The sequence below is a fragment of the Curtobacterium aurantiacum genome, from assembly GCF_018598555.1.
Lineage (GTDB): Bacteria > Actinomycetota > Actinomycetes > Actinomycetales > Microbacteriaceae > Curtobacterium > Curtobacterium aurantiacum.
On sequence record NZ_JAHEWN010000030.1, the window covers coordinates 1 to 23,398 of the forward strand.

A 23,398-nucleotide genomic window follows, 5' to 3' on the forward strand; every position below is an offset into this window, starting at 1 on the left:
CCCCGCCTCCGCCCGACCCTCGGGCACGCCGCCGCCCACACCCCCGGCAGACTGTCGGTCCCGACCCCGTAAGATCGACGACATGGCTTCGACGACCGCGCGCGGGCGAGCGAAGCGGCAGGGGCGCCAGAAGACCGACGCCGAAGGCCGCATGTCGCTCGGGCAGCACCTCATCGAGCTGCGCAACCGTCTCTTCCGCGCAGTCGTGGCGATCGTCGTCGGCGCGATCGGTGGATGGTTCCTGACCCCGTGGGTGCTCGACTCGCTCCGGGCACCGGTGACCCAGCTCGCGAAGGTCGGCGGTCACACGGCCGAACTGAACTTCCCGATGATCACCGGGGCGTTCGACCTCAAGCTGCAGATCGCCATCACCATCGGCGTCGTCATCGCGAGTCCCGTATGGCTCTACCAGATCTGGGCGTTCATCGTGCCGGCACTCGTCCGGCGCGAGCGGCAGTACGTCTGGGGCTTCCTCGGCACCGCGATCCCGCTGTTCTTCGCCGGCTGCTACTTCGGCTGGTACATCCTGCCGCACGTGGTCGGCATCCTCGGCAGCTTCGTCTCCAGCCAGGACACCTCGATCGTCGACGCGAAGGCCTACTACGACTTCGTCATCAAACTCATCGTCGCGGTGGGCATCGCGTTCGTGCTGCCGGTGTTCATCGTGCTGCTGAACTTCGTCGGCGTGCTCTCCGCCGCGGCGATCATCAAGAGCTGGCGCGTCGCGATCCTCTGCATCCTGGTGTTCTGCGCCATCGTCACCCCGAGCGCCGACGTCATCTCGATGTTCCTGCTGGCGATCCCGATGACCGTGCTGTACATCGCGGCCTGCTTCGTCGCCTGGATCCACGACCGCCGTCTCGCCAAGCGCCAGGCGAAGCTCGACGAGGAGTACGGCCTGTGAGCGGGACGAGCGCGGCAGAGCGGTTCGCCGCGGCCAAGGCCCGCAACCGGTCCCGCAACCTCGAACTCTTCCGTGCCGACCTGCGCTTCGACCTCGATCCGTTCCAGTTCGCCGCCTGCGACTCGCTCGACCAGGGCCGCAGCGTCCTGGTCGCCGCCCCGACCGGTGCCGGCAAGACGATCGTGGCCGAGTTCGCGATCTGGCTGGCCATGCGACAGCCGACCGCGAAGGTGTTCTACACGACGCCGATGAAGGCGCTGAGCAACCAGAAGTACGCCGAACTCGTCGACGTCTACGGCGAGTCCGAGGTCGGACTGCTCACCGGCGACACCAACGTGAACCCCCGCGCGCGGGTCGTCGTGATGACGACCGAGGTGCTGCGGAACATGATCTACGCGGACTCCGACCTGCTCGACGACCTCGCCTGGGTCGTCCTCGACGAGGTGCACTACCTCGCCGACCGGTTCCGCGGCGCCGTGTGGGAAGAGGTGATCCTGCACCTCCCGACCGAGGTCCGCCTGGTCTCGCTCAGCGCCACCGTGTCCAACGCGGAAGAGTTCGGCGACTGGCTGCAGACCGTCCGCGGCGACACCGACGTCATCGTCTCCGAAGACCGCCCGGTCCCGCTCGAACAGCACGTCCTGGTCGGCTCGAAGATGGTCGACCTGTTCGACTCGAGCGGTGCAGCGGCCACGAACCGCGTGAACCCCGAGTTGCTCCGCATGGTCGGTGGTGGCTCCCGCAGTGAGCGGAACGGTGGCGGACATCGCGGCCGTCGCGGTCGTGGTGGCTACCCGGAACGCCGCGGGCCGCGCACCGAGAAGGTGCACCGCGAGAAGATCGCGCACATGCTCGACGAGCGGATGCTGCTGCCCGCGATCTTCTTCGTGTTCAGCCGCAACGGCTGCGACCAGGGCGTCCGCAACGTCCTGCGCTCGGGCCTGTCCCTGACGACCGTGCAGGAGCGCAACGAGATCCGCGAGACGGCGGAGTACCACTGTCGCACCCTGCTCGACGAAGACCTCGCCGTCCTGGGGTACTGGGAGTGGCTCGAGGGCCTCGAGCGCGGTGTCGCGGCACACCACGCCGGCCTGCTCCCCGCCTTCAAAGAGGTGGTGGAGAACCTCTTCCAGCGCAAGCTCCTGAAGGTCGTGTTCGCCACCGAGACGCTGGCGCTCGGCGTGAACATGCCGGCGCGCACCGTCGTGCTCGAGAAGCTCGAGAAGTTCAACGGTGAAGCCCGTGTGCCGATCACCCCGGGGGAGTACACGCAGCTCACCGGCCGTGCGGGTCGTCGTGGCATCGACATCGAGGGACACTCGGTCATCCAGTGGACCGACGGGCTCGACCCGCAGGCGGTCGCCTCGCTGGCCAGCCGTCGCACGTACCCGCTCAACTCGTCGTTCAAGCCCACGTACAACATGGCCGTCAACCTCATCGACCAGTTCGGCCGGCAGCGCACGCGCGAGGTCCTCGAGACCTCGTTCGCCCAGTTCCAGGCCGACCGGTCCGTGGTCGACCTCGCCCGCAAGGTCCGCTCGCAGCAGGAAGCGCTCGACGGGTACCGCGAGGCGATGCAGTGCCACCTCGGCGACTTCACCGAGTACTCGGCGCTCCGCCGTGAGCTCTCCGACCTCGAGCGGACGAACGTGCCCGGCGGTCGCGAGGCCTCGCACGGTGCCCGCCAGGAGCGCCAGGCCGCGATCACGGCGGTCCGCCGCCAGCTGCAGCGCCACCCCTGCCACGCCTGCCCGGAGCGCGAGGCCCACGCCCGGTGGTCCGAGCGCTGGTGGAAGCTCAAGCGGGCCAACGACAAGCTCGTCCAGCAGATCCGGTCACGCACCGGTGCCGTCGCCACGACCTTCGACCGTGTCACCGAGGTCCTGATCGAGCTCGGCTACCTGGTCGATGCCGGTGACGGTGAAGCCACCGTGGCGGCCGGCGGCCGTCGGTTGCAGCGCATCTACGGCGACCGCGACCTGCTCGTGGCCGAGTGCCTCGAGGCCGGGGTCTGGAAGGACCTCACCCCGGCGCAGCTCGCGGCCATGGCCGCGACGATCATCTACCAGCCGCGACGCGAGGACGCGCCCGGCACGGAGCACGCGCTGCCCCGTGGTGCCTTCCGTCCAGCGCTTGACGAGACCCTGAACATCTGGTCGCGCCTCGACGACATCGAGCGTGCCGCGCGCCTGGCCGGATCGCAGCCGCCCACCCCCGCGATGGCGGTCGGCATGTTCCGCTGGGCCTCGGGCTCGGCGCTCGACGACGTGCTCCGCACCCTCGACCTGCCGGCCGGCGACTTCGTGCGCTGGTCGAAGCAGGTCATCGACCTCCTCGACCAGATCCGGAACGCCGGCGACGACGACCTCGCCCAGACCGCGCGACGCGCGACCGACGCGGTGCGCCGCGGCATCGTCGCCTACGCGGCGGTCTGACGGGAGGCACGGTGCGGGTTCCGGAGACGGGTGTGCGCGGGCTGCCCGCGCGCGTCGGCGGCGGAGCGGTCGCGTCCGGCCCGTTCGCCGCGTTGCCGCTGGGCACCGCCCTGCCGCTGGCCGTCATCGGCGGGATCCTCTTCGCCCTCGCGTTCCCGTCGCCCGGGTGGTGGTTCCTCGCCTACCCCGCCCTCGCCTGCATGCTGCTCGCCGTGATGGGCCAGCGCGCCCGGCGGGCCGCGTGGATCGGCTACCTCGCCGGCGCTGCCTTCTGGATCCCGGCCATCTCGTGGGCCGGCCGCTACCTGGGCCCGGTCCCGTGGTTCGCGCTCGCGCTGTTGGAGGCCGCCTTCTTCGCACTCGGCAGTGTCGCCATCGCACTCGCGTACCGGTGGGTCGCGCGCGTGGTGCCGTCGACCGCCGGACGTGTGTGGGGCCTCCCGGCCGTCGTCGCCGCACTGTGGACCGGACGCGAGTGGTTCTCGGGGAGCTGGCCGTACGGTGGGTTCGCCTGGGGGCGGGTCGGGCTGTCCCAGTCCCAGGGGCCCTTCACGCACCTGGCGGCGTACGTCGGCGTGCTCGGCCTGTCGTTCGTCGTCGTGTACTGCGTCGCCGTCGTGGTGTCGCTCGCGCTCGTGGCGCCCCGCGTGCCGGGCGCCACGCTGCGGCTGCCCGTGCGGGTGGCGACGGCAGGGCTGCTGGTCGCGGCGGTCCTGGCCGTGCCGGCCTGGCCGACCGCGACGGACGGCACCATCCGGGTCGAGTCAGTCCAGGGCAACGGTCCGGCCGGCTACTTCGACCGTGCACAGCCCGGCGACGTCCTCGCGGCGCAGGTCGCGGCGACCGACGTCGACGCGAAGGGTGTCGACCTGGTCGTCTGGCCGGAGGCCGCGGCCGAGTACGACCCGCGGCAGCAGCCCGTCATCGCGTCGGCGCTCGACTCGGTGGTCGATTCGGTCGACGCCCCGATCGTCGCCGGCGCCATCACGCAGACGCCGTCGGGCGTGCTGCACAACACCTCGTTCGTGTGGACCGCGGACGGCTGGCAGTCCTCCTACGACAAGAAACGGCCCGTGCCGTTCGGCGAGTACGTGCCCGATCGCTGGTTCTTCTCCAAGCTCGCACCGTCGTTGATCGGCCTGCTGCAGCGCGACTACACGCCCGGGACGAAGCCGAACGTGCTGTCGGTCGCCGGAGTCCGGGCCGGCATCTCGATCTGCTTCGACATCGTCGACGACGGGCTGACCGCCGACATGGTGCGCGGGGGAGCGCAGGTGATCCTCGCGCAGACCAACAACGCCGACTTCTCGGGCACGGACGAGAACCTGCAGCAGCTCGAGATCGCGCGCATGCGGGCCATCGAGACCGGACGCTCGCTCGTCAACATCTCGACCGTCGGGGCGTCGCAGGTCATCGACCCCAGCGGCCGCACGATCGACCGGGTGCCGGAGTACACCGCGACCTCCATGGTGACCGACGTGCCGCTCGGCACCACCACCACGCCGGCGTCGATCCTGTCCGGTTCGATCACCCTCCTCCTCTCCCTGGGCGGGCTCCTCGTGCTCCTCGCCTGCGCGCCCTGGGGTCGCCGCTCCCGCTCCTGATCCGGGTCGCCGCGCCCAGCCACTGGGAACGGACTGTGAATGCGCCGGTACGGGATTGATGGGGCGTGGGACAGTGTTGTGGAGGGCAGACGAGCGAGAGGAGCACACACATGGCTGATCGGAGTCTCCGCGGCATGCGGCTCGGGAGTCAGAGTCTCCAGAGCGAAGAGGGCGTCGAGCTCTCGGATCGCAAGCGCGCGGTCTACCAGACGGAGTCGGGTGAGACGTTCGACATCGTCTTCTCGGCCGACGCCGACGTTCCCCAGACCTGGTCGGAGCCGCGTTCCGGCCGCGAGGGCCGACTGCTCGGCGACGACGGGATCCCCGTCGAGGTCGCCGAGGAGGACGTCAAGGCCCCCCGCACCCACTGGGACATGCTGCTCGAGCGCCGCTCGCGGGAGGAACTCGAGGAGCTCCTCGAAGAGCGCCTGCAGGTCCTCCGTGCACGGCGCGGGGCCTGACACCACCGACTGACGCAACGACGACGCCCGCCCCGGGAACCGGGGCGGGCGTCGTCGTTCGCGGTGTGGCGGCTCAGCGGCGTCCGGAGCCGTCGCTGGTGCGGTGCCCCGACGCTTGGTCGTTCGGGCTCTGCGCGGCGTCGTCGACCTGCTCGGCGGTGGCGTCGTCGGCGGCCGCGATGTGCTCGTCGACACTGCGGTTCGACTCGGCGAGGCGTGCGTCGAGGTCGGACTCGGGGACGATGTCCGCGGCGGTGGCGTCGGCGCGCGGCATGGTGGTGCCAGCCGACCCGGCTGCTGCGGTGTTCGCCAGGCTCTCGTTCGCGAGCTTCGAGATGCGGGACAGGAAGTCGGTGCCACCGGCAGCACCACCGACCGGTCCGGCGCCGCCGCCGCCGCGGCTGGCGCTGAAGCCCTTCGCGATGCCGGACAGGGCCTCGGTGAACTCACTCGGGATCATCCAGAGCTTGTTCGAGGTGCCCTCGGCGATCTTCGGCAGGGTCTGCAGGTACTGGTAGGACAGGAGCTTCTCGTCCGGGTCACCCGTGTGGATGGCCTCGAAGACCGTCGCGATGGCCTGGGCTTCACCCTCGGCACGGAGGACCTGCGCCTTGGCGTCACCCTCGGCCGCGAGGATGGCTGCCTGCCGCTGGCCCTCGGCCTCGAGGATCTGGGACTGCTTGGTGCCCTCGGCCTGGAGGATCGCGGCACGTCGGCTGCGCTCGGCGCGGAGCTGCTGCTCCATGGCGTCCTGGATGGACACGGGCGGCTCGATCGCCTTGAGCTCGACCCGGCCGACGCGGATGCCCCACTTGCCGGTCGCCTCGTCGAGGACGACGCGCAGCTGGCCGTTGATGTTGTCGCGGCTGGTCAGGGCCTCTTCGAGGTTCAGGCCACCGACGACGTTGCGGAGCGTGGTCGTGGTGAGCTGCTCGACGGCGCCGAGGTAGTTCGCGATCTCGTAGGTGGCCGCACGGGCGTCGGTCACCTGGAAGTAGACGACGGTGTCGATCGAGACCACCAGGTTGTCCTCGGTGATCACGGGCTGCGGTGGGAACGAGACGACCTGCTCACGCATGTCGAGCAGCGGCCGCAGACGGTCGATGAACGGCACCAGGAGGTTCAGGCCCGGGTTGAGGGTCTTGTGGTACTTGCCGAGTCGCTCGACGACGCCCGCCGTGGCCTGCGGGACGATCCGGATCGCCTTCGACAGGACGACGATCACGAAGATGACGACGACGAGGATGAGGACGAGCAGTGCGATCGTCCCTGGGGAGAGGTTCACGAGGTGGCCCTTTCTGCGAGGCGCACGACCGCGGTCGACCCCTCGATCGACTCGACGACCACGGGGGTCCCGAGTGGCGGTGTGCGGTCGACGGAACCCGCGGCGAACCGCGCGCTCCAGGTCTCGCCGTTGGCCAGGCGCACCTGGCCGGGACTGGAGGAGGTGAAGGCGACCGCGACGGTGCCGGGGAGCCCGATGAGGCCCTCGACGTTGGTGCGGTGCGGGTCGGCACCACGGCCGAGCGCGACGAGCAGGCGCGGTCGGACGAGGGAGAGCAGCACGAGGGCGGCCACCGCGGCGACGATGGCGGACAGCCACCACGGAGCACCGAGCAGCGCGGCGATCAACCCGCCGGCGGCACCCGCGGCGAGCATGATGAAGATGAAGTCGAGGGTGAAGATCTCGACCACGCCCAGGAGCAACACCAGGCCGATCCAGACGATGCTCTGGATCCAATCGATTCCGTTCACGCGATCTCCCTCCCTCGGTCGCGCGCGGCGGCTCGCTGCGTCGCGACAGCCGGTACAACTCCGTTCAACATATCAAGGACGTCCGACGTCCGTGCAGCGGATTGGTAGGCTCAGTGCGCCCGACCGGCCGGAACCAGACCTGGAGAACACGACTGTGAGCAACCCCCTCGCCCCCGGATCCCTCACCGACAAGCGCGCCGTCGTCACCGGTTCGTCCCGTGGCATCGGCGCCGACACCGTCGGGTACCTGGCCGAGGCCGGTGCGAAGGTCGTCGTGAACTACCGCAACAAGGCCAAGCGTGCGGAGCAGATCGCCGAGAAGGTCGTCGAGGCCGGTGGGTCGGCCCTGGCCGTCGGTGCCGACCTGACCGACCACGACTCCGTGCAGGCCCTCGTGGACACCGTCGTGCGGGAGTGGGGCGGCATCGACCTCCTCGTGCTCAACGCCTCCGGCGGCATGGAGTCCGGCGTCGGCGAGGACTACGCACTCCGCCTGAACCGTGACGCCCAGGTCGACATGCTCCAGACCGCTGTGCCGCACATGCCGGCCGGGTCCCGCGTGGTGTTCGTCACGAGCCACCAGGCGCACTTCGTCGAGACCGCCGAGACGATGGACGAGTACGTCCCGGTCGCCAAGAGCAAGCGCGCCGGCGAGCTCGCCCTCCGTGAACTCATCCCGCAGCTCGAGGCCGCCGGCATCGAGTTCGTGGTCGTCTCCGGCGACATGATCGAGGGCACGATCACCGCGACGCTGCTGAACCGCCTGAACCCCGGCGCGATCGAGGGTCGTCGGCAGGAGGTCGGCAAGCTCTACAGCGTGTCCGAGTTCGCCGCCGAGATCGCCCTCGCCGCCGTCGAGCCGATCCCCGCCGACCACACCAAGCTCGTCGGCGACGTCAGCGGTTTCGTCGGCTGACGTCGTTCACGTGACCGCCAAGCCCGGCCTGCGCCGCACCTCCCGCATCCTGCTGCTCGACCCCGAGGGCCGCGTGTTCCTGATGGACACGAAGTCGCCCTCGTCGGACGGTGCCCACCGCTGGATCACGCCGGGTGGTGGGGTCGACCCGGGGGAGTCCCGCCGCGACGCCGCCGTCCGCGAACTGCGCGAGGAGACCGGGATCGTCATCGACGATCCGGGCGAGCCGGTCTGGTCTTGGGACTTCACGGTCGAGTGGGACCTCGCCGACCACGACCGCGGGCACGCCGAGTTCTACGTCGTCCGCACACCCGGATTCGAGCTGTCCGACGCCGAGTGGACCGACGACGAACGCGTCGACATCCTCGCCTCGCGCTGGTGGACGGCCGACGAACTCGACGTGACCGACGAGGAGTTCGAACCCGCCGAGCTGCCGGACCTGGTGCGCCGGCACGGCGTCTGAGCACCGCACCACGGCCTGACGGCCGGCCCACCACCGGACTGGAGGCCCGTGGCGGCCCCGCCACGGGCCTCCCGTCGGTACGCTGACCCGCATGCACACCGATCCGGTCGACGACGACCCCACCGGCGCCGACGCGCACCCTGCCGACCGGCACGATCGGATCCGCGTGCGCGGAGCGCGCGCGAACAACCTGCGCGACGTCGACGTCGACCTGCCGAAGCGGCGGTTGACGGTGTTCACGGGCGTCTCCGGATCCGGCAAGAGCTCGCTCGTCTTCGGGACCGTCGCCGCTGAGTCGCAGCGCATGATCAACGAGACCTACAGCGCCTTCGTGCAGGGGTTCATGCCCTCGCTCGCGCGTCCGGACGTCGACCTGCTCGACGGCCTGACCACCGCGATCGTCGTCGACCAGGAGCGCATCGGGGCCGACCCGCGCTCCACCGTCGGCACCGCGACGGACGCGAACGCGATGCTGCGCGTGCTGTTCAGCCGCCTCGGCCAGCCGCACATCGGGGGACCGAACGCGTTCTCGTTCAACCTGGCCACGGTGACCGCCGGGGGAGCGATCACGGTGCAGAAGGGGAAGGACGCGAAGGCGGAGAAGGTCTCGTACACGCGGCTCGGCGGCATGTGTGCCGACTGCGAGGGTCGGGGGCTGGTGAACGACATCGACCTGACGCAGCTGTTCGACGAGACCAAGTCGCTCGGGGACGGCGCGCTGACGATCCCGGGGTACGGCACCGACGGGTGGAACGTACGCCTGTACGCGGAGTCGGGGTACTTCGACCGGGACACCCCGATCCGGGACTTCACCGAGCAGGAGCGGCAGGACTTCCTGTACCGCGAGCCGACGAAGCAGAAGATCGCCGGCATCAACATGACGTACGAGGGCCTCGTGCACCGGGTCCGTCGATCGTTCCTGCAGAAGGACCGCGAGGCGATGCAGCCGCACATCCGGGCCTTCGTCGACCGCGCGGTGACCTTCACGACGTGTCCGGCCTGCGAGGGGACCCGGCTCAACGACACCGCCCGGTCGTCCAAGATCGCGGACCGCAGCATCGCCGACGTCTGCGCGATGCAGATCACCGACGTCGTCACCTGGCTGCGGGCCCTGGACGACCCCGGTGTCGGGCCCCTGCTGGAGGGCCTGCGCGACCTGCTCGAGTCGTTCGTCGAGATCGGACTCGGCTACCTCTCGCTCGACCGCCCGACCGGCACGTTGTCCGGGGGAGAGGGGCAGCGCGTGAAGATGGTGAAGCACCTCGGCTCCTCGCTCAGTGACGTGACGTACGTGTTCGACGAGCCGAGCACCGGGCTGCACCCGCACGACATCGAGCGGATGAACCAGCTGCTCGTCCGACTGCGGGACAAGGGCAACACCGTGCTCGTCGTCGAGCACAAGCCAGAGGTCATCGCGATCGCCGACCACGTCGTCGACCTCGGTCCCGGTGCCGGATCGGGCGGTGGGATGCTCTGCTACCAGGGCCCCGTCGACGGGCTCCGCGCCAGTGGCACCGTCACCGGTCGGCACCTGGACGACCGGGTCTCGGTGAAGCCCGCGGTCCGTCGGCCGGACGGGGTGATCGCGATCCGCGGTGCCTCGGCCCACAACCTGCACGACGTCGACGTCGACGTGCCGACCGGGGTGCTCACGGTCGTCACCGGGGTCGCCGGCTCCGGCAAGAGCACGCTCATCCACGGGTCGCTCGCTCGGCGGGACGGTGTGGTCGCCATCGACCAGAGCGGGATCCGGGGATCGCGGCGGAGCAACCCGGCGACCTACACCGGCCTGCTCGAACCGATCCGCAAGGCGTTCGCAAAGGCCAACGGCGTCAAGCCCGCCTTGTTCAGCGCCAACTCGGAGGGCGCCTGCCCGGCCTGCAACGGCGCGGGCGTCGTCTACACCGACCTCGGCATGATGGCCGGTGTCGCGAGCCCCTGCGTCGAGTGCGACGGCAAGCGGTTCGACCAGTCCGTGCTCGGGTACCACCTGGGCGGCAAAGACATCAGCGAGGTGCTCGGGATGTCCGTCGCCGACGCGCTGGCGTTCTTCGGTGCGGGGGAGTCCGCACTGCCGGCAGCGCACGCGATCCTGGCGCGGCTCGCCGACGTCGGACTCGGGTACCTGACCATCGGACAGCCGTTGACCACGCTGTCCGGCGGAGAACGGCAGCGACTGAAGCTGGCGACGCACGTCGGGGACCGCGGTGGCGTCGTGGTGCTCGACGAGCCGACCACGGGCCTGCACCTGGCCGACGTCGACCAGTTGCTCGGGCTGCTCGACCGGCTCGTCGACGCCGGGCGGACGGTCGTCGTGATCGAACACCACCAGGCCGTGATGGCGCACGCCGACTGGATCATCGACCTCGGTCCCGGCGCCGGGCACGACGGCGGACACATCGTGTTCGAGGGGACGCCCGCCGAACTGGTGGCTGCACGGTCGACGGTGACGGGGGAGCACCTGGCGGCGTACGTCGGGGCCTGAGGTGGGGAACAGACTCGCGTCGCGAATCTGGGCATCAGCCGTGTGCACCGACTAGCGTTCCGAATGACGCTCACGATCGGCTACCCGGCCTGGATCGGCGTCCTGACCAGAAGGAGCTCCACCATGTCCAACCCCGGCAACGCACCCGCGCAGTCGAACACCTTTGCCATCGTTTCCCTGGTGCTCGGCATCGTCGGGACCGTCGGCGGCATCTTCATCGCCATCATCGGTGTGGTCGCGGGCATCGTCGGCCTCGTGCTCGGTGTCCTCGCGCGCAAGCGCGGTGGCAGCCGGGGCATGATCCTCGCGGGCATCATCCTCTCGGTGGTCGCCATCGTCGTGGGGATCATCGGCTACATCGTCACCGCGGCCATCCTGACCCAGGCGTGAGCCCGGGCCCGCCTGGCGGGTCCACATCGTGAGCAGCAATGGTCGAGTCCAGCGGTTGGACTCGACCATTGCTGCTCATCGGGCGTTCGCGGCGCAGCGCTGGCACGTGTTCAGGATCCCGGGCGTACCGTCCGACGCATGAGCTACAGCCAGCCTGACCCAGCCGAAGAGACCACCCAGAGCGAGTCGCCGGAGCAGCCCGACACCGACCAGGACACCCTGGAGGAACAGGGCGGCGAGCCGGCGGCGCTCGAGATCGACGCCGACGACGTCCCGACGAAGCCCGCGGACTGACGCCGTCGTCACCCGGCGAGCAGAGAAGGTCGAGTCCGTTCTTCGGACTCGACCTTTTCTGCTCACTCAGCGCTCGACCCGTGCGGTCGCCAGTGCGCCGATAATGCCTATTATGTCAACTCAGCCGTCGGGACCGCGCCCGCTCGGCTGATGTGACGCTCGGCCCCGCATCCCTAGCGTTGACGCGTGCACGTTCACCGACACGACCAGCGCCGCTCCCGCACGGTGACGATCCGACTCCTCTTCGCCGTCGTGTCGTCCGCTGTCCTCGTCCTGGTCGGTGCGCCGCCCGCCGCGGCTCACGCGGCGCTGATCTCGAGCGACCCGACCGACGGCGCCACGGTCGCCGCTGACCTTGAGCGAGTGACGCTCACCTTCAATGAGGCGCCGCTGTCCGGACTCGAAGCCGGACTCCGCATCGAGGTGCGTGACCACGACGGGACGGACGAGTCCACCGGAGCGGTGACCCTCGAGGGCCCTTCGATGTCGAAGGCGGTGTCGCTCTCCCCCGGCCCGCACACCGTCGTCTGGCGGTACGTCTCCCCCGACGGTCATCCGATCGAGGGGCAGTACGCGTTCTCGGTGGAACCGGCCGCCTCTCCGACCGTTCCGCCCACGACGACGAGCCCGACGACCGCACCCACGCCGTCCTCGGAACCCACGGCAGCTGCAGTCGCATCGAGCGCCGGCACCCACACCCACGGGCACGGCGGTCCGTCGCTCCTGTTCGGGGTCGTCGGCCTTGTGGCCGTGCTGATCATCGGCGCGGTCGTCGTGCGCATCCGCCGGCGTGCGGACGCTCGGCCCCAGGACTGATCGGGACGCCCGACCTCAGAGCACCGCGACGGTCATGCCCGACGAAGTCGCCGGCCGGTCCATCGCGACGAGCGCCTCGGGCAGGTCGTCGAAGCCGATGGTGCGGCCGATCGTCTCCTCGGGTCGGAGTCGCCCGCTGACGACGGCCTCGAGCATCGCGCCGTACTCCCCGACCGCTGCGCCGTGGCTGCCGAGCAGTTCGAGTTCGTCGGCGATCACCCGACCCATCGGGATCGCCGGCGTCGCTTCATCGTCGAGCAGCAGCCCGACCTGCACGTGCCGTCCGCGTGGGCGCAGGGACGCGACAGCCGCGACCGAGGTTGCTCGACTGCCGTACGCATCGACCGAGACGTGTGCTCCCCCGCCCGTGCGGGCGCGGACCGTGGTCAGGGCATCGGCGTCCATCAGGACGGTGTCGGCACCGAGCGCTGCGGCGCGTTCGAGTGCGGCCGCGGAGACGTCGACGGCGACCACGTGCGCGCCGGCGGCCACGGCGACCATGACCGCGGAGAGCCCGACTCCCCCGCAGCCGTAGACCACGACCCACTCCCCGGCGGCCACCCGGCCCCGCGCGTGCAGGGCGTGGAAGGCGGTACCGAACCGGCAGCCCAGTGCCGCTGCCGCCGCGAAGCCGACGGTGTCGGGCAGCGCGACGAGGTTCAGGTCGGCGTGCGGGACGACCAGTGACTCCGCGTACGAGCCCTGCAGGTCGAAGCCGGGCTGCTGCTGGGCGGTGCACACCTGGGTGGCCCCGTCGAGACACTCGGCGCAGGTGCCGCAGGCGAACACGAACGGGGCCGTGACCCGGTCGCCCACGGCGAAGCGCTGCACGTCCACGCCGATCGACGCGACGACGCCGGCGAACTCGTGGCCCGGCACGTGCGGCAGCCGGACGGAGTCGTCGTGGCCCTTCCACGCGTGCCAGTCACTGCGGCAGACACCGGTGGCGGCGACGCGGACGACGACACCGTGGTCCGGCGCGACTGGTTCCGGCAGGTCGACGATCGAGGGGACGGAACCGAACTGGGTGTACTGCACGGCGCGCATGCGGCAATCCTGACAGACGACCCAGGCCCGGACGCCGGCGCCGCACCCACGCGACCAGCGACCCGACGCGACCCGTACGTCGGGGTCCCCACGGGCCTCCAGACCGACGGCGACCGAACACGCGAGCGGTCCACCGCGACCCGATCGGCCGTTGCGCCGGAGGCGCGCCCGCCGGTTGACTCGTCGTGTGACTGATCTGCGCTTCTCCGCCGACCCCGCCGACCTCGACGTCGACCGTGTCCACCGCTGGCTCAGCGAGGAGTCCTACTGGGCCCGCGGGCGCGACCGTGCGACGCAGGAGGCGATCATCGCGGGCTCACGGAACTTCGGCGTGTACGACGCGACGACCGGCGAGCAGCTCGGGTACGCCCGAGTGGTCACCGACGGGGTCACGTTCGGGTGGCTCTCCGACGTGTTCGTGGACCCCGATGCCCGCGGCCGGGGCGTCGGGGTCGCCCTCGTGCGCGGCGTGACCGAGGCGGTCGAGGCGCTCGGCCTGAAGCGCTTCACCCTGTTCACCGCGGATGCCCACGGGCTGTACGAGCGGTTCGGGTTCCGCCGGCTGAACGAGGTCGACCCCGACCCGGACGGCTGGATGCTCCGCCCAGGGCCGGGGTTCGGCGCCGACGTGCACGACTGACGGAGCGCGACCGTCCCGTGCATCCAGTGAGCGGGAGACGCGCCGTCAGTACTCGATGCGCCCGGCGCGGTTGTGGAACTCCCCCGTCGGCCCGTCCGTGCCGATCGTCGCGAGCATGACCGTGGCGTCGGTGCCCTCGGTGATCGTCTGGTGTCCGCCGAACCCGTTGAACTCTGTCGCGGTGTAGCCCGGGTCGCTCGCGTTCACCCGGAACCCGGGCAGGTTCTTCGCGTACTGCACGGTCAACGCGATCACGGCCGCCTTCGACGCCGCGTACGGCACCGCCGGGACCCCGTACTCGTCGTGCGCCGGCGTCGTCAGCCAGCGCGGGAACCCCACCCCCGACGAGACGTTCACGATGACGGGTGCTGCCGAGCGTCGCAGCAGGGGCAGCGCGGCCTGGGTCACCCGGACGATGCCGGTGACGTTGGTGTCGAGCACGGTCGCCATCGCGCTCGCGTCGAGGTCGTCGACCCCGAACGAGGTGCCGAGGATCCCGGCGTTGTTCACGAGGACGTCGAGCTCGGGGATCGTCGCGATCGCCGCGTCGATGCTCGCCTGGTCGGTGACGTCCAGCTGCACGACGTGGGCGCCGAGTGCGCGGGCGTCGTCGCCGCCGGCCGGGTCGCGCATACCGGCGTACACGGTGTGGCCGGCCTCGAGCAGGCGGCGGGCGGTCTCGAGTCCGAGGCTGCGGTTGGCCCCGGTGATCAGTGTCGTTGTCATGCCGCCAGCCTGCCCCCGCCGACCCGGCTCCCCCAGGCACGGTGCGACGGTGGGACCGGCAGTACCAGGACGGACAGGAGGCGCGGGGCGATGATGGTGGACATGAGCGAGTTCGCGAACGTGTTGCGTTCCTGGCGTGACCGGGTGCGTCCCGAGGCGGTCGGCCTGCCGGCCGGCCCCGGCCGACGGACCCCGGGCCTCCGCCGTGAGGAGCTCGCCGCCCTCGCGGGCGTGAGCGTCGACTACGTCGTCCGCCTCGAGCAGGGCCGGGCGACGAACCCGTCGCCGCAGCTGCTCGCCGCCCTCGCGACCGCGCTCCGGCTGTCGTCCGAGGAGCGGGACCACCTGTGCCGGGTCGCCGGCGTCGCCCCGCCGTCGCGTCAGGTGGTGCCGCGGCACGTCACGCCGGGCGTGCAGCGGCTGGTGGACCGGCTCGGCGACGTCCCACTCGCGGTGTTCACGGCGACCCACGACATCGTGCTCTGGAACGAGCTGTGGGCCGCGGTGAACGGCGACCCCTCGCGGTACGTCGGGTTCGAGCGCAACCTGGTCTGGCGGCACTTCATGCAGGAGCGCGACGGGGTGGACTGGGACGACGAGCACCAGGAGGAGTTCTCGAGCGACCTCGCCGCCGACCTGCGGCAGGCCTACGGCCGCTACCAGGCGGACCGTGACCTGGCGGACCTGGTCGAGCGGCTGCTGCGGGAGTCCCCCGGGTTCGCCCGCCGCTGGGAGACCGGTCGGATCGCCGAGCACCGCGCGAGTCGCAAGGTGGTGCACACCCCGGTCGGGCCGGTGGAGATCGACTGTGACGTGCTGAGCGTGCCCGGCGGTGACCTGCGGATCGTCGTCTACACGGTCGTGCCGGGCTCCGAGGACGCCGCGAAGCTCGACCTGCTCCGCGTCACCGGCCTGCAGGAGCTCACGCCGCGGTGAACACCAGCGACGCGTTCTGACCGCCGAATCCGAACGAGTTGTCGAGCGCGGCACGGAGCGGTACGGTCCGGGCGGCACCGGACACCACGTCGAGGTCGACGGCCGGGTCCTGCCGCTCGAGGTTCAGCGTCGGCGGGACGGTCCCGGTCTCCAACGCGCGGAGGGTCAGGATCGCCTCGACCGCACCGGCTGCACCGAACATGTGCCCGATCGCGCTCTTCGGTGCGGTGACGAGGGCACCGGTCCCCACGGCCCGGCTGATCGCGGCCGCTTCGCCGACGTCGCCCACGGGGGTGCCGGTGGCGTGGGCGTTGACGTGGTCGACGTCGGCTCCGGAGAGACCGGCCATCCGGATCGCGGCGCGCATCGCCCGCTCCTGCTCACTGCCGTCACCGAGCGGAGCCGTGATGTGGTGCGCATCCGAGGTGATCCCCCACCCGGCGAGCGTGCCGTGGGAGCGCTGTCCCCGGGCGGCAGCGTGGTCGGCGCGTTCGAGCACGACGATCCCGGCACCCTCGCCGAGGACGAACCCACGGCGGTCGGCGTCGAACGGACGGGACAGGGTCGTCGGGTCGTCGCCGTCGGGCTTCGCGAGGGCCTGCGACTGGGCGAACGACGCCATCGTCACCGGGGTGACGGCGGCCTCCGTCCCGCCGGTGATGACGACGTCGGCCTCACCGGTGGCGATGAGTCGCGCGGCGGTGGCGATGGCCTCGGCCCCGGAGGCGCAGGCCGACACCGTCGTGTAGGCGCCGCCCCGCGCCCCGTACGCGATGCTGATCTGCGCGGCGGCACCGTTCGCCATGAGCATCGGCACCGTGCGCGGTGAGACCCGCCGGGCACCGGACGCACCGAGCACGTCGTGGGCATCGAGGAGCGTCTCCACTCCCCCGATCCCGGTGCCGATCACCACGGCGAGGCGGTCGCCCTCCACCGCGGGGGCACCGGCGTCGGCCCAGGCCTCGTCCGCGGCGACGAGCGCCAGCTGCTGACTGCGGTCGAGGCGGTTCGCACGGACCCGCCCGAGCGATCCCTCGGCGTCGAGTGCTGCATCGGCTCCGACCCGGATCGGCACCTGTTCCCAGAGCGCTCCGTCGCGGTGCAGGGCCCGGACGCCGGAGCGACCGGCCACCAGGGCGTCCCAGAGCGGCGCGACGCCGTGGCCGAAGGGTGAGACCGCGCCGTAGCCGGTGATGACGATGTCCACGGGAACTCCTCTTGTACGTTGAACAAGTTGAGTTGTACCACGTACAATTCCGACATGGCAACCACGGTGGACGGCTCCGGCACGGCGCGCGGCGCGGCGACGCGGGCGAAGATCCTGGCCGCGACGGCCGGGTTGCTGAGCGCGGGCGCACGCTCCGTCACCGTCAGTGAGGTCGCCCGGGCCGCCGGGGTCTACCCGAACCAGATCACGCACCACTACGGCTCGAAGGACCGACTCGTCCTCGACGCCGCGTTCGCGCTGTTCCTCCGCGACACGACGCGCCTGCAGGCCGCCGGTCGTCGAGCCCGGTCGGCGGAGTCCTTCCGGCAGGTCCTCGCCCGCACCGCCCTCGCGATGCCGTCGACGCCGCTCGTGGTCCGGGCACTCGCGGCAGCTGGCGACGATCCGGCGCAGCGCGAGCGCGCGCGCCTGCTGCTCGCCGTGCTCTTCCGGCAGTCGGAGCGCTACCTGGAGCGCATCGTCGCCGACCGGGGCTGGACGAGTCCGAGCGGTGTCGACCGCGACGCCCGCACGTTCTGGAGCGCCGTGTTCGGCGCCACCCTGCTGGCCGACGCCGGGGTCACCGGTGGCCCGTCGGACCTCGACCTGGCTGGCACGATCTCGATCGGCTGACCGGAGGGGGCACCGTCGCCGGGGCCTCCCCCGGCGACGGCATCACTCGCCGAAGCCGGACCGGACCAGTTCCACCAGGGCGTCGACCGCGGCCTGCGCGTCCTGCCCGGTCGCGTCGATCGACACCGTCGCACCCTTCGGCAGCGCCAGGGCCATGATCGCGAGCAGGCTCTTCGCGTCCACGCCGTTGACGTGCACGGCGGCGTCGTACTTCGCAGCCGTCTTCACGAACTCCGCTGCCGGCCGGGCGTGCAGCCCGGTCTCGTTGACCAGCTCGACCGACGCGCTGACGCGGTCGGAGCCGGCCGGCTCGTCGACGGGAGCGGCCCCGTCGACCGGCACCGGGCCTCCAGGCTCGTCACCCGATGCACCGGCACCGGACGCACCGGACGCACTGGAGGCGCTGCTCGCGTCCGCCTCGGAACCCGCGGCCGATGCCGCGGCGGCGAGGACCGTGTCGGCGTCGCCGCCGGTCTGTGCGGCGACCGCCGCGGCCACCGTCCCTTCGACCAGGGGCGCCTGCGAGACGTGGACGCGTGCTCGGACGTCGTCGTCCAGGAAGTCGAGCGCGGTGTCGGTCGTCAGGTAGGCGGAGCCGAGGTCGCACAGGACCACGACGGCGTCCGAGTCCGCGAGTTCCTCGATGCCGGCCGTGATCGCCTCGAACGAGGTCCCGATGCCGCCGTCGTCGGTGCCACCGGCGGCGACGAGCGGCACGTCCGCCGCCATCTGCCGGGCCAGTTCGACGGTGCCCGTCGCGATCGCCGCGCTGTGCGAGACGACCAGGATGCCGACGGTCACGCTGCGTCCACCGCTGCGCGCAGGATGTACGCGGTCGACTGCGCACCGGGGTCGCGGTACCCGATCGCGCGGTCGCCGAGGTAGCTCGCGCGGCCCTTGTGGGCGACGAGCGGCTCGGTGTCCGCGGCGCCCTGTGCCGCGGCGTCGGCTGCGGCGGTGAGGACGGCCTTCGGGTCGTCGCCGGCGCCGGCAGCGGCTGCTGCGGCGTCGACCGCGGGGCTCCACGCGTCGACCATCGTCTTGTCGCCGACCGCGGCCTTGCCGCGGGAGACGACCCCGTCGCGGGCGGCGGCGAGGACGGCGACGAGCGTCTCCGCATCGAGCTCGGGGGCATCGCCGGCGGCCTGTGCGGCCTTCAGGTACGCGGTACCGAACAGCGGACCGGCGGCACCACCGACGGTGGAGATGAGCTTGGTCGCGACGGTCTTGAGCACGGCGCCCGGGGTGTCGAAGGACCCGCCGTCGACGGCCTCGAGTACGGCACGGAAGCCGCGGTCGAGGTTCTCGCCGTGGTCACCGTCCCCGATCTCGCGGTCGAGCGTGACGAGCTCGGCGCGGTGTTCGTCGATCGTCGCGGCGGTGCGACGGACCCAGTCGATGGCCCATGCGGTGTCGAGCGCCAATGCGGTTCCCTTCGTGTGTCCGGCCCGGCGGGCGCGGTGGCGTGGTGCTGGTCTCCCCGGTTCAGCGGCCCCAGCGCAGGGCGGGGGTCTCCACAGGGGCGTCCCAGAGGGCCGTGAGTTCGTCGTCGAGCACCGTGACGGTGAGCGAGAACCCCTGCATCTCGAGGGACGTGACGTAGTCGCCGACCAGGCTACGCGCGACGTCGTAGCCGCGGTCGGAGAGGACCTCGGCGGCGCGTCGGTAGGCGATGTAGAGCTCGGACAGCGGGGTGCCGCCCATGCCGTTCACGAGGAGCAGGAGCGAGGACCCGGCCGGGGCGTCGAGGTCGGTGAGGATCGGTTCGAGCACCCGGTCGACGAGCTCGTCGGCCGGAGCCATCGCGATCCGCTCGCGGCCCGGCTCGCCGTGGATCCCGATGCCGAGCTCGACCTCGTCGTCGGCCAGCACGAAGGACGGCTCCCCCGCGTGCGGGACGGTCCCCGAGGCGAGCGCGAGTCCCATCGACCGCGTGACGTCGTTGACGTGCCGGGCGACGGCGGCGACCGCGTCCAGGTCGTCCCCGCGCTCGGCGGCGGCACCGGCGCACTTCTCCACCACCACGGTCCCGGCGACGCCACGTCGGCCGGCGGTGAAGAGGGAGTCCTGCACCGCGACGTCGTCGTCCACGACGACCGACTCGACTCGGACGTCGTCCATCGCCGCGAGTTCTGCAGCCGTCTCGAAGTTGAGCACGTCGCCGGTGTAGTTCTTCACGATGTGCAGCACACCGGCGCCACCGTCGACGGCCTTCGTCGCTGCGACGATCGGGTCGGGCGTCGGGCTGGTGAACACCGGACCGGGGACTGCTGCGTCGAGCATTCCGTGGCCGACGAACCCGGCGTGCAGGGGCTCGTGACCGCTGCCACCACCGCTGACGATGCCGACCTTGCCGGCGACGGGCGCATCGGCCCGGTGCAGGTGGATCGGGTCCTCGACCAGGACGACGTGTCCGGCGTGTGCCCGCGCGAACCCCCGGACGGTCTCGTCGACCACGGCCTGCGGGTCGTTGATGAGCTTCTTCATGCGGTGCCTCCACGGGTACGGGGTCGAGCCGTGGCGGTCACACCGCGCGTCGTCGACCGGAGTGCGCCCAATCTACCCCGCCGGCCCGGCCGCCCGTCCGATGGCGATGCACGTTCGTGCAGCGTACCGAGGACGTGTCACCGGCTCGGGATCGTGCTGGGGACACTCGTCCTGCACGTTCGTGCACGATGCCGCCCTTCGCTCACGAATTCATCGCCGGGCTGCGAACGGCATCACTATGGTTGGCCTCAATCACTCAACGGGGAGTGCGGCGCAGCACGGCCGGACCCCCACCCTCACGCACTGGAGGTCACCGATGGACGGCATCGGCGTCAATTTCCTGTCCGAGCTCGTCGGTACGGCGATGCTCATCATCCTGGGTGGCGGCGTCGTCGCCGCCGTCTCGCTGGCGAAGTCGAAGGGCTTCGGAGCCGGGTTCCTGATGGTCACCATCGGCTGGGGCTTCGCGGTCTTCGCCGGTGTCACCGTGTCCTACAAGTCCGGCGGACAGCTCAACCCCGCGGTCAGCCTCGCGCAGGCGATCCTCGGCAACATCACCATCGGCGAGATGTTCCTCTACTGGATCGCGCAGCTCATCGGCGCCATCATCGGTGCGGTCATCGTCTGGCTCGCCTACAAGCAGCACTTCGACGAGGAGCCCGACGCGGCCGCCAAGCTCGGCGTCTTCTCGACCGGCCCCGCGATCCGGTCGTACGGCTGGAACCTCGTCACGGAGATCATCGGCACCTTCGTGCTGGTCTTCGTGGTCATCGCGTTCTCCAACGGTCAGACGCCGGCATCGCTCGGTGCGATCCCCGTCGCCTTCCTCGTGATCGCGATCGGTGTGAGCCTCGGTGGCCCCACCGGCTACGCCATCAACCCCGCCCGTGACCTCGGCCCCCGCATCGCGCACGCCCTGCTGCCCATCAAGGGCAAGGGCTCGAGCGACTGGGCCTACGCCTGGGTGCCGGTCGTCGGACCGCTGATCGGTGGCGCCCTCGCCGCCGGCCTGTCCTACGCCCTGCTGCCCGTCGTCAGCTGAACCACCCCCATCCCGAAGGCGTGGGCGGTCGTTCCGCACGACCGACCACGCACCGCACCGAACACCCGTAAGGAGCACCAATGGCCGACTACATCGTCGCCATCGACCAGGGCACGACCTCGACCCGAGCAATCGTGTTCGACCACTCCGGTTCGATCATCTCGACCGGGCAGAAGGAGCACGAGCAGATCTTCCCGCGTGCCGGGTGGGTCGAGCACGACCCCTCCGAGATCTGGGACAACACCCGCGAGGTGATCGGTCAGGCACTGTCGCGTGCCGACATCACGCGCCACGACGTCGCCGCCGTGGGCATCACCAACCAGCGCGAGACCGCCGTCGTCTGGGACAAGACCACCGGCAAGCCGATCTACAACGCGATCGTCTGGCAGGACACCCGCACGCAGGCACTCGTCGACAAGCTCGCCGACGGCGACACCGACAAGTACAAGGCCATCGTCGGCCTGCCGCTCGCGACCTACTTCGCCGGCACCAAGATCATGTGGATCCTCGAGAACGTCGAGGGTGCTCGTGAGAAGGCCGAGGCGGGCGACCTGCTCTTCGGCACCACCGACACCTGGGTCCTCTGGAACCTGACCGGCGGCGTCGACGGCGGCGTGCACAAGACCGACGTCACGAACGCGTCCCGCACGCTGTTCATGGACCTCGAGACGCTGCAGTGGCGTGACGACATCCTCGCCGACTTCGGCGTGCCGAAGTCGATGCTCCCCGAGATCGTCAGCTCCTCCGAGGTCTACGGCCACGTCGAGTCCTCGAGCCTGCTGCGCGAGGTCCCGATCGCCGGCATCCTCGGCGACCAGCAGGCCGCGACCTTCGGTCAGGCAGCGTTCGACCAGGGCGAGTCGAAGAACACCTACGGCACCGGCAACTTCCTGATCTTCAACACCGGCACCGAGATCGTCCGTTCCGAGAACGGGCTGCTCACCACCGTCGGCTACAAGCTCGGCGACCAGGAGACGCACTACGCCCTCGAGGGGTCGATCGCCGTCACGGGCTCGCTGATCCAGTGGCTCCGCGACAACCTCGGCCTCATCGGCAGCGCCCCGGAGGTCGAGGCCCTGGCCAAGACCGTCGAGGACAACGGCGGCGTGTACTTCGTGCCGGCGTTCTCGGGCCTCTTCGCGCCGTACTGGCGTCCGGATGCGCGCGGTGCGATCGTCGGTCTGACCCGCTACGTCAACAAGGGGCACATCGCCCGTGCCGCTCTCGAGGCGACGGCGCTGCAGACCCGCGAGGTGCTCGACGCGGTCAACGCCGACTCCGGTGTCGACCTGACCGAGCTCAAGGTCGACGGCGGCATGACCGCGAACAGCGAGCTCATGCAGTTCCAGGCCGACATCCTCAACGTGCCGGTCGTCCGTCCGGTCGTCGCGGAGACGACGGCGCTCGGCGCGGCCTACGCGGCCGGTCTCGCGGTCGGCTTCTGGGCCAACCTCGACGAGCTCCGTGCCAACTGGCAGGAGGACAAGCGCTGGGAGCCCCAGCTCGACGCCGCCGAGCGCGAGCGCACGCTCCGCCTGTGGAAGAAGGCCGTCACGAAGACCTTCGACTGGGTCGACGAGGACGTGCAGTAACGAAGTCCGCGCACGCTGACCGCGTGCACTGAACGCACCGACGGGAGGCCCGGTGCCGGTTCCTGGAACCGGCACCGGGCCTCCTGTCGGTTGCGTCCGTTGCGGGAGGTGGCGGGAGGTGGGCCGCTCGGTCGTTGCGCGGTCGTCGTTGTCGTCGCCGCACGGTGCGGTGTTGTTCACCGGGTGCAGCGGTGACCGCAGGGTGCGCGCTCGCAGCGCAGCACCGGGCCGCCAGGCTCGCACCGAGTGGCGCACCGCGCACGGTGCGGCTCGCGCGAAGGCGGCGCGGGATCGCAGACCGCGCACGGTGCGGACTGGAGGCGCGGGGCGGGCTCGCCACGGGCCTCCAGTCCGGCACAGGGTTGCGGGCACGGCACGGTGCAGTGTTGTTCACCGGGTGCAGCGGTGACCGCCGGGTGCGCGCACGCAGCGCAGCACCGGGCCGCCAGGCTCGCACCGAGTGGCGCACCGCGCACGGCGCGGGATCGCAGACCGCGCACGGTGCGGACTGGAGGCGCGGCGCGGGGCCTGCCACGGGCCTCCAGTCGGGCACGGGGTTGCGGGT

23 protein-coding genes are annotated in these 23,398 nt (G+C 71.0%); 15 read left to right on the forward strand and 8 right to left on the reverse strand.

The features are described 5' to 3' along the window. Window positions 1-151: 151 nt before the first annotated feature. The 4 genes from tatC to KK087_RS16805 all read left to right on the forward strand — a co-directional run bounded on the left by tatC (window position 152) and on the right by KK087_RS16805 (window position 5,404). On the forward strand, window positions 152-904 hold the full coding sequence (gene tatC / locus KK087_RS16790; protein WP_214531598.1) for a twin-arginine translocase subunit TatC: 753 nt from the start codon (window positions 152-154) through the stop codon (window positions 902-904). After that, window positions 901-3,339, forward strand: a complete 2,439-nt coding sequence (locus KK087_RS16795; protein ID WP_214566791.1) for a DEAD/DEAH box helicase — start codon at window positions 901-903, stop codon at window positions 3,337-3,339. The genes tatC and KK087_RS16795 overlap by 4 nt, the downstream gene beginning before the upstream one ends. Before the next feature lie 11 nt (window positions 3,340-3,350). After that, on the forward strand, window positions 3,351-4,943 hold the full coding sequence (gene lnt, locus KK087_RS16800) for an apolipoprotein N-acyltransferase (protein WP_307860133.1): 1,593 nt from the start codon (window positions 3,351-3,353) through the stop codon (window positions 4,941-4,943). 110 nt (window positions 4,944-5,053) lie between these two features. After that, window positions 5,054-5,404, forward strand: a complete 351-nt coding sequence (locus KK087_RS16805) for an RNA polymerase-binding protein RbpA (RefSeq protein WP_214531580.1) — start codon at window positions 5,054-5,056, stop codon at window positions 5,402-5,404. Between the two features lie 73 nt (window positions 5,405-5,477). Here the strand turns inward: KK087_RS16805 and KK087_RS16810 are convergent, their stop codons facing one another. Beyond that, complete coding sequence (locus tag KK087_RS16810) at window positions 5,478-6,689, reverse strand: SPFH domain-containing protein (RefSeq protein ID WP_214531581.1); 1,212 nt, start codon at window positions 6,687-6,689, stop codon at window positions 5,478-5,480. Next, entirely contained in the window at window positions 6,686-7,159 is a 474-nt protein-coding gene (locus KK087_RS16815) for an NfeD family protein (protein ID WP_307860135.1), read from the reverse strand. The genes KK087_RS16810 and KK087_RS16815 overlap by 4 nt, the downstream gene beginning before the upstream one ends. 154 nt (window positions 7,160-7,313) lie before the next feature. Between KK087_RS16815 and KK087_RS16820 the strand changes: the two genes are divergently transcribed. From KK087_RS16820 to KK087_RS16845, 6 genes are all read left to right on the forward strand, one after another. Beyond that, a complete protein-coding gene (locus KK087_RS16820; protein WP_214545500.1) occupies window positions 7,314-8,075 on the forward strand; it encodes an SDR family oxidoreductase in 762 nt (253 codons plus the stop codon). A 10-nt stretch (window positions 8,076-8,085) separates the two neighbouring features. Next, window positions 8,086-8,538, forward strand: coding sequence for an NUDIX hydrolase (locus tag KK087_RS16825; RefSeq protein WP_214566793.1), 453 nt, complete (start codon window positions 8,086-8,088; stop codon window positions 8,536-8,538). Window positions 8,539-8,629: 91 nt separating this feature from the next. Beyond that, the gene (locus tag KK087_RS16830; RefSeq protein ID WP_214566798.1) at window positions 8,630-11,023 is read left to right on the forward strand and encodes an excinuclease ABC subunit UvrA; all 2,394 of its coding nucleotides are present in this window, start codon (window positions 8,630-8,632) and stop codon (window positions 11,021-11,023) included. Window positions 11,024-11,086: 63 nt separating this feature from the next. Further along, window positions 11,087-11,413: a hypothetical protein gene (locus tag KK087_RS16835; RefSeq protein ID WP_214566799.1), complete on the forward strand. Its 327-nt coding sequence runs from the start codon at window positions 11,087-11,089 to the stop codon at window positions 11,411-11,413. 138 nt (window positions 11,414-11,551) lie between these two features. Next, window positions 11,552-11,707 carry a hypothetical protein gene (locus tag KK087_RS16840; RefSeq protein WP_163343611.1) on the forward strand — a complete coding sequence of 52 codons (156 nt, stop codon included), beginning with the start codon at window positions 11,552-11,554 and terminating at the stop codon, window positions 11,705-11,707. 186 nt (window positions 11,708-11,893) lie between these two features. Further along, window positions 11,894-12,523 (forward strand): copper resistance CopC family protein, encoded by a 630-nt coding sequence (locus KK087_RS16845; protein ID WP_214566800.1) that lies wholly within the window; start codon window positions 11,894-11,896, stop codon window positions 12,521-12,523. 15 nt (window positions 12,524-12,538) lie between these two features. Here KK087_RS16845 and KK087_RS16850 read toward each other — a convergent pair whose 3' ends face one another. Further along, entirely contained in the window at window positions 12,539-13,570 is a 1,032-nt protein-coding gene (locus KK087_RS16850) for an alcohol dehydrogenase catalytic domain-containing protein (RefSeq protein WP_214545506.1), read from the reverse strand. 187 nt (window positions 13,571-13,757) lie between these two features. On the opposite strand from KK087_RS16850, the gene KK087_RS16855 reads away from it, so the two are divergent. Next, a complete protein-coding gene (locus KK087_RS16855) occupies window positions 13,758-14,210 on the forward strand; it encodes a GNAT family N-acetyltransferase (protein ID WP_214566801.1) in 453 nt (150 codons plus the stop codon). Window positions 14,211-14,255: 45 nt separating this feature from the next. Here the strand turns inward: KK087_RS16855 and KK087_RS16860 are convergent, their stop codons facing one another. Further along, window positions 14,256-14,936, reverse strand: coding sequence for an SDR family NAD(P)-dependent oxidoreductase (locus KK087_RS16860; protein ID WP_214566803.1), 681 nt, complete (start codon window positions 14,934-14,936; stop codon window positions 14,256-14,258). 102 nt (window positions 14,937-15,038) lie between these two features. On the opposite strand from KK087_RS16860, the gene KK087_RS16865 reads away from it, so the two are divergent. Further along, window positions 15,039-15,872: a helix-turn-helix domain-containing protein gene (locus tag KK087_RS16865; protein ID WP_214566805.1), complete on the forward strand. Its 834-nt coding sequence runs from the start codon at window positions 15,039-15,041 to the stop codon at window positions 15,870-15,872. Here KK087_RS16865 and KK087_RS16870 read toward each other — a convergent pair. Next, window positions 15,859-17,079, reverse strand: coding sequence for a beta-ketoacyl-[acyl-carrier-protein] synthase family protein (locus KK087_RS16870; protein ID WP_214566807.1), 1,221 nt, complete (start codon window positions 17,077-17,079; stop codon window positions 15,859-15,861). The two genes, KK087_RS16865 and KK087_RS16870, sit on opposite strands and share 14 nt — an antisense overlap. 54 nt (window positions 17,080-17,133) lie before the next feature. Between KK087_RS16870 and KK087_RS16875 the strand changes: the two genes are divergently transcribed. After that, window positions 17,134-17,712, forward strand: coding sequence for a TetR/AcrR family transcriptional regulator C-terminal domain-containing protein (locus KK087_RS16875; protein WP_214566809.1), 579 nt, complete (start codon window positions 17,134-17,136; stop codon window positions 17,710-17,712). A gap of 42 nt (window positions 17,713-17,754) precedes the next feature. On the opposite strand, the gene dhaM is transcribed toward KK087_RS16875, so the two are convergent. The 3 genes from dhaM to dhaK all read right to left on the reverse strand — a co-directional run bounded on the left by dhaM (window position 17,755) and on the right by dhaK (window position 20,199). After that, a complete protein-coding gene (gene dhaM, locus KK087_RS16880; RefSeq protein WP_214566811.1) occupies window positions 17,755-18,513 on the reverse strand; it encodes a dihydroxyacetone kinase phosphoryl donor subunit DhaM in 759 nt (252 codons plus the stop codon). Beyond that, complete coding sequence (dhaL, locus tag KK087_RS16885) at window positions 18,510-19,136, reverse strand: dihydroxyacetone kinase subunit DhaL (RefSeq protein WP_214545510.1); 627 nt, start codon at window positions 19,134-19,136, stop codon at window positions 18,510-18,512. Before dhaL ends, dhaM begins: the two co-directional genes overlap by 4 nt. Before the next feature lie 61 nt (window positions 19,137-19,197). Beyond that, window positions 19,198-20,199, reverse strand: a complete 1,002-nt coding sequence (gene dhaK / locus KK087_RS16890) for a dihydroxyacetone kinase subunit DhaK (protein ID WP_214566813.1) — start codon at window positions 20,197-20,199, stop codon at window positions 19,198-19,200. Window positions 20,200-20,515: 316 nt separating this feature from the next. Here dhaK and KK087_RS16895 point away from each other — a divergent pair, with 316 nt between their 5' ends. Beyond that, entirely contained in the window at window positions 20,516-21,241 is a 726-nt protein-coding gene (locus KK087_RS16895; RefSeq protein WP_214566816.1) for an MIP/aquaporin family protein, read from the forward strand. An 80-nt stretch (window positions 21,242-21,321) separates the two neighbouring features. Then, window positions 21,322-22,833, forward strand: coding sequence for a glycerol kinase GlpK (glpK, locus tag KK087_RS16900; RefSeq protein WP_214531597.1), 1,512 nt, complete (start codon window positions 21,322-21,324; stop codon window positions 22,831-22,833). The last annotated feature ends 565 nt before the right edge of the window (window positions 22,834-23,398 follow it).